Source organism: Bifidobacterium aesculapii (assembly GCF_001417815.1).
GTDB lineage: Bacteria > Actinomycetota > Actinomycetes > Actinomycetales > Bifidobacteriaceae > Bifidobacterium > Bifidobacterium aesculapii.
On sequence record NZ_BCFK01000038.1, the window covers coordinates 21,779 to 28,255 of the forward strand.

General features: G+C 55.0%; 4 protein-coding genes. 1 reads left to right on the plus strand and 3 read right to left on the minus strand.

The annotated features are described in order from the left end of the window. Positions 1-125 precede the first annotated feature (125 nt). Positions 126-2,174, plus strand: a complete 2,049-nt coding sequence (locus BFAL_RS10665) for a cell wall-binding repeat-containing protein (protein ID WP_082440415.1) — start codon at positions 126-128, stop codon at positions 2,172-2,174. Between the two features lie 58 nt (positions 2,175-2,232). On the opposite strand, the gene BFAL_RS06085 is transcribed toward BFAL_RS10665, so the two are convergent. The 3 genes from BFAL_RS06085 to BFAL_RS06095 all read right to left on the minus strand — a co-directional run. After that, positions 2,233-3,975: a DUF6020 family protein gene (locus tag BFAL_RS06085; RefSeq protein ID WP_152973568.1), complete on the minus strand. Its 1,743-nt coding sequence runs from the start codon at positions 3,973-3,975 to the stop codon at positions 2,233-2,235. Between the two features lie 138 nt (positions 3,976-4,113). Continuing rightward, positions 4,114-4,539 carry a cell wall-binding repeat-containing protein gene (locus BFAL_RS06090; RefSeq protein WP_055427535.1) on the minus strand — a complete coding sequence of 142 codons (426 nt, stop codon included), beginning with the start codon at positions 4,537-4,539 and terminating at the stop codon, positions 4,114-4,116. Beyond that, positions 4,536-6,477 (minus strand): RICIN domain-containing protein (locus tag BFAL_RS06095; protein WP_174514762.1); only part of this gene is annotated, 1,942 nt, incomplete at its 5' end. The genes BFAL_RS06090 and BFAL_RS06095, both read right to left, overlap by 4 nt.

Below are 6,477 nucleotides of genomic sequence, written 5' to 3' on the forward strand. Positions count from 1 at the left end.
CTGAAACTCAGTTGTTCTTGTAACTTGTGAAGCAACTGAGTTTCAATATCCTTTGTAGATTCCTATCATGGTAATTGCACCCGCCAAGGACCAGACGGGATCATTACAAGTGAAAGCAAAGAACCATGTGGAAGAACATCAGAAATTGCGCAGGAGGAGCTGCAGCAATGTTGACCAGTGCGGCCATGCTCTTATGCGCATTGCCAGCACAAGCTGCAACTGGGTGGGAATCACTCACTGTCGCTGAGAAACAATCGTCGTATGGCTATTTCATCTGGAAATCAGAAAATGCTCCTACACAAAACGAGAAAAACGCTGCTAGAAAGGCCGCAGACATACTGAAAAACGCTCCCGAGAAAGACCATACTTCCATCGGGGCTGCAACTGATGCGACAAGTTTAGTGAACTTCAAAGAAGCTGCCAATGAAGCAAAGCGCATCAACGATTTCCGATCAGCTCAAGCAGACGAACCGTGCCGCATCGATTTACCTGCCGGCAGAGGAAGGGTATGCAATGATGCGAACAAGCGGCTGACCCCGTTGAAAGTCACTGACGTGTTGATGGCAATCGCACAGTCAGACGCAAACTACTCGAAGTCGTTCTTCAACGGCCATGCACAGCAGTACAACGTTGGCGAAAACCTATCATGGGCCCCTGTCATCACATATGACGGCAACAACCTCGGCGACGATAGCATGAGGAACTGTCGAATAGGCCAGTCCCTCGCAGCTTGCAATTGGTATTGGGAAGAAAAACTGATATACAATGCCAATCCTACCGATAGCAGTGCAGGACATTATTGGAGCCTGACAAATAAAGCATGGGGCGGTAAATATCTTGATGAGAACACCCTTACCGGAGTAGCCATTAATTCCAATGCAGACTACGGCAACGTGGTCGCTCAGGAATACTCAACGGAATCGCTTGACGCATACAACAACTTGTCGGCCCCTGCTTATTCGGCTGAGGAGTATATGACGAGCGTCAGCTCTTATGTTTCCTTCGTAAACAGCCTATGCAAGGTATGCACAGTAGCATTTGATTCAAAAGGCGGGTCGCCAATCAATCCCCAAAGAGTGGAGTCTGGCAAGACTATAAGCAAGCCTGCCAATCCTACCCGCAGCGGTTATGATTTCGTCGAATGGCAATTGAACGGCAAGACATACAACTTCTCCGCACCGGTGACCAAGGACATCACACTCACAGCCAAGTGGAAGGTTCGCTCCACCAACGGTTACCTCACTCGTCTCGCTGGGGCTGGTCGTTATGGCACGATGAGCAGCATCGTGGATCATACGTTCACTGCAACCTCTCAGTATGTAGTGATTGCGTCCGGAGAGAATTTCCCCGATGCTCTATCAGCCTCTTCTCTTGCTGGTGTTTTGAACGCTCCTATCGTGCTCACGACAGGGAACTCTCTCAATGATGATGCCAAGGCACAGATTACACGTTTGAGTCCAAAGACTGCAATTATCATCGGAGGCGAATCTGCCATTTCCTCGAATGTGAAATCCGCTATCGAAAATCTCGGTATCACAGTACATCGAGCATCCGGAGATAACCGTTTTGAGACAAGCGCTAGAGCCTACCAAATCGGCAAGGAATTGAACAAAACTTGGTCAAAGCAAGCAATCATAGCGTCCGGCGACAATTTCGCAGACGCACTATCTATTTCCTCTTACGCGTATGCGAAGAAAACGCCAATCTTCCTGATACCTTCTGCAGGAGGGCTTAACGAATCGGTCTACGAGGCATTGCGAAACGGATCCTTCTCGAATGCACTTGTCATAGGAGGTGAGAACGCAGTCAGCCAACTGGCGATGAGCCAATTGACTCTCTCCTTGAAACTGAAGACTAAGCGCTTGTATGGCGATGGCCGATATGACACAAGTGTTCGAGTAGCCCAATACGGACTGGAGAACGGCATGACAATGAGCGGTGCCACATTCGCTACCGGCGAGAATTTCGCTGATGCGCTCGCCGGAGGTCCGCTTGCCGGCAAGAACAATGCTGTGATGCTTCTCGTGAATAGTCCCGACTCGCCGACACTGGAATTTGCCGGTAACAACTCCAGCAATGTGAGCAGAGCCTTTGTGCTTGGCGGACAATCTGCTGTTAATACCAACACGGCATACACCATTGCCAATAAGCTCGGCCTCCCATTATCCGAGTAAAAAACAGCAAGATTCAATAAGAATGGTCCGGTTCCACTTCGTGGAACCGGACCATCACTTAGTCAATCCTTCGCTTCCCCGAGCTTGTTTCACTCAACATCGCTAGGGAAAGCACACCCAACACCAGTGCTTGGAACGCATACCTTGTCGGCGATGAGTGGTCGTTCTGCAATTGTATGGTCACTGCGCACAGGAACAGGAACGCAGTAGAGACCCAGTACGGAACGAACCGCAGGACATCATCACGGCTTGCATGCCGTCGGATCAGCGCATACACCAGATAAACTGGCATAATCGACGTCCATACAGCGATGTACATAAACACGTTGACCACCGGAATATCCTGCAATGCACGTATCAGGCTCTTTACCGCAGCCTGTCCTTTACTTGGTTCCCTATTCGGCATGAATTGACCGAACGTGCCATCATTCAATGCGTTCGAGGTCAGCGGCTGGTACTGCAATGCGATCTCCGGGTACGGGCTCTGTGGACCCACGTTATTCGCCGGTGCACCATTGAACGCAAGCCATCCTGATTCCACACTGATGAACGCCTGTATGTATGCACGAGGATGCTTCAACCCGACCGACAACCATGTCTTAGCGAAATCAGTGGCGCTTCCTCCGGTCTTCATTGCATATCCGGTTACAGGATCCGCCGTGAACGGCACATAGTTCCTCCCCATCTCATCCCAAGACATGGGCAGATACTCGTTAAGCGTCTGCTTCTCCTTCTCGGTAACATCGGAAGGATTGATATGAGCCACACGAGCAACCATCTGAATGGGCACAACAATGGCCGCCTGACGCTCGCCGGGGATGATGTTGAGACGAGGAAACACTACCTTAGGCAGGAATACGCTGACGAAGGCGAAGCACCCAATCGCCACGATAACGCATACCGCTTTGAACCGTTTCCGATACTTGCCGACGACGAGCAACAGTATTGCTGCTACCGCTACATATAGCCCGACTTTCTTCGTCAGAGCCAATAGCACTGTCATCATCATAAAGCCCATCAGGAACCCCGGCTTCGCAATTCGAGCAAGACGTGAGTCTATCAAGCACAGGTACATGGTGAGCCAAATCAGAAACACGATAACGTTGGTGGTGTCCTTCACAATCGACGAAAACATGATGGGGAACACGGGAAAGAAGCAGAACACCGCCGTCACCACGGCAAGCGGCTTGCGCGCCAATTGCCGCTTCCGAAAGTACGTGAGCATGGAGCTCACGGCTAGACAGGCAAGGAACGCATGCAACATCGACAACATGAACAGCCCGACCTCATATCGCCCGCTGATTGCATGCCCCAGCCATATGACCGAACCGTAGAAGTACGTGTCCAAGAAAGGATGATGGTCCCAGATCTGTCCCGACTCCTGGCCAAACACCGGCATGCCGAAGAACTGCGCCAACTGGTCGCCGGTATCCCAATACAGAATTCCCGGATACATCAGAATGATGTATGGCGACCAGCAGACGAACATGCGGAGCGCGTCACGTAACAGACTGCTTACATGGAAATCATGCTCGAATCGCGCGATGGCATGAAGCCTCGGCATACGGGATGAAGAGAGATCCTTCGCCTCCTCAGCGATTGCGGGCTGTACTCTCTGCACACCACCATTCGCTACAATCCATTCCTGCAGCACATACAGCAACGAGAAAAGCACACACATCGTCACCGCATACGCAAGGCACTGCACGTACAAGGCCGAGTCACCGAACGAGACCTCACCACGCGTCGCGGAGTACCCGCCAATGCCCAGAAGTATGCCCAACAGTATAGGCAACCACATGAAACGCCTTGAGGACCTCATAACTTCACGTAGCTGCTCCACCTCATCTCCTCACGACGATTCCTTTTTGCCTCATCATACGAGTCAACGCGTATAGCACTGCCCGTGCTTGAAGCGACAAACACAATCGCCGCCACACTACTGGATGTGCTTGCCGAGTTTGCCGGCGATGCGTTCGGCCGTGTATTGGCCGAATACGTTCGTGCCGCCCAGCACATACGCCGTGGCCTTGTTACCGCTGGTCTGATTCGCGGCCGCCAATTGCACGGTACGCGCATCGGCACCATTCACCAGCGCAAGCACATTGCCCGTGCTGCCAGCGAGCGCACCACCCGCCAATGCGTCCGGATAGTTCTCGCCGGACGCCATCACCACGCCGTCCGCTTTGAGGATTTTCTTCCGCAACGCGTAATCAATCACCTCGGCCGACGTATCGTAACGGCCCGCACCGCCAAGACGCGTCTGCGTCAGGAACTTCAGCTGCGATTCCACCGTTGCAGGCACCACATTCTCACCCCCAATCAGCAGCGCCTCACGGAAACCGGATTCGCGAATCGTCTTCAACGAGTCCTTATCCAAGCCACCATCCCCGTCAGCACGACGGGCGACTTCGTCTTCCATGCGATAGGCGACGCAGACAATGCATCGTACGGCCCCTCGCCGCTCGCGATTATTGTCCTGCCCGACCAGGTGAATCCCAGCTCGACAGGCGCTTCACGTAGCACGCTCAACGACGTCTCGTAACGGTTCTCGCCGCCGAAACGATACACGACATGATCCGTCACCAGACTCTTCACCTGCGACTCCAAGCTGGTTGACAGTACGCTCGTGCTACCAATCAGCACGACCTTGCGCGCGCCCAACGCCTGAATCCGCGCCGCCAGTGTATTGTTCACCGCATCCGGCTGAGACAACAGCACCGGGGCGTGCAACGCTCCGGCCAATGCCGACGCGGATAGCGCATCCGGGAACGCCTCCCCTGAAGCGATCACCACCCAATCCGATTGCTCAAACCCCGCAGCCACAACCGCATCAGCCGTCTCATACCGTGTCGCACCAGACAGACGCGTCACGCCGCCACGCTTCGACTCGGCCTGCGACAACGTCCACGATTGGGCCACAGTTCCGTTCCACCCATACAGTTGGACCGCATTCCCCGCCGTCATGTCGCCGCCGGTCACATCAATCGCACGACCGGACTTCGCGTTGACCAAGCCGACATTACCGTTCCCCGCGTCACGCAGCGACCACCGTTGTGCAAGGCCGCCGTTCGACGGCCACTGCTGGATACGTGAACCATTGGTCATGGCGCCGGACGAGACCTCCACCAGCTTCCCGGAGTTCACACTACGCACCTCGACCAGGCCGTTGCCCACGCTCTTGAAACGGAACAGCTGAGAATCCGCCCCAGACCAATCCTGCAACTGGAGTTGCGCCCCATCATCGTACGAAGCACCAGCCACGCCAAGAGCCAGACTCCCCTGACCGGCGGAGGTCAGACGCACCACTCCGGACGGAGCCACGACCGAGGCGTCCGCAATGATGAACCGCTGTGCATCCGAGGCGTTCGGCGCATACAACTGCACCTGCGTACCGTCCGCAGTGCTACCGCCGGTCAAATCCAACACCCAATTGCCCAACACGGATTGGATATAGACGCCGCCGTTCTCCGCAACGCGTAGCCACCAGCGCTGCGCATACGTATTGTTGCGGGTCCACTGCTGTATAGCCGTGCCCTTGATCGCGCTGCCACCCTTCACATCCAATGCCAGACCGGATTTGACGTTCACGATTTCATACGAGCCGTCATCCTGCGGGATGAACTGGAACTTCATCGCATCCTGCGTGCCGGAATGCAGCCGGACCACCGCGCCGGCACCCGTCGAGTCACCGTCAGGAAGTAGAGATGAGCCTGGATTCGTCACCGAATCCACGTAGAACACGCCCTTCGGCAACGTCAGTTTCTCCAAACCGCGCACATCATAACTGGCCTGATACTCGTAGTTACCGAACGCGTTCAGATCCACGCTCCCGTTGATGCCGTTGACGTGGCCACTGCTCGTGTACTGCCAGCCGCGGTCGTTCGTGGACCATGCGGTGTACTGCATGCGAGCGCCGTACTGCGCCACCCAGCGCGTCTTCGCGTGGATACTCGCGCTGTTCAACGCGGAATCCAGATAGCTCGTGTACGAGTACACACCCAGATTGTTGTATCCCGCGGCCTGCAGCTGCCCGTACCATGCGTTCACCATGCCCTCGTACACGGCCGGACTCGTCGGGCTCACATGCCCCGTGTAGCTCCACGCCTCCAGATCGTAGAACACCGGGTAGCTCAGATCACCCGGATTCACACCCGCACGACGCAGCAGAGTCACCACGTCCGCGCCCTCGCTCGCCCCGTCCGACGCGTTCTCCGCATACGAGAACACGTACACGCCGAACGGAATCCCCAAACGCTTGCACTCGTTGATATTGCGGCGCGCCTGCGCGTCGAACCCATTG

Bases quoted from the DNA above. Each gene is read 5' to 3' on its own strand.
- BFAL_RS10665 (WP_082440415.1), top strand. From the start codon at position 126: ATGTGGAAGAACATCAGAAATTGCGCAGGAGGAGCTGCAGCAATGTTG.
- BFAL_RS06085 (WP_152973568.1), bottom strand. From the start codon at position 3,975: ATGTGGTTGCCTATACTGTTGGGCATACTTCTGGGCATTGGCGGGTAC.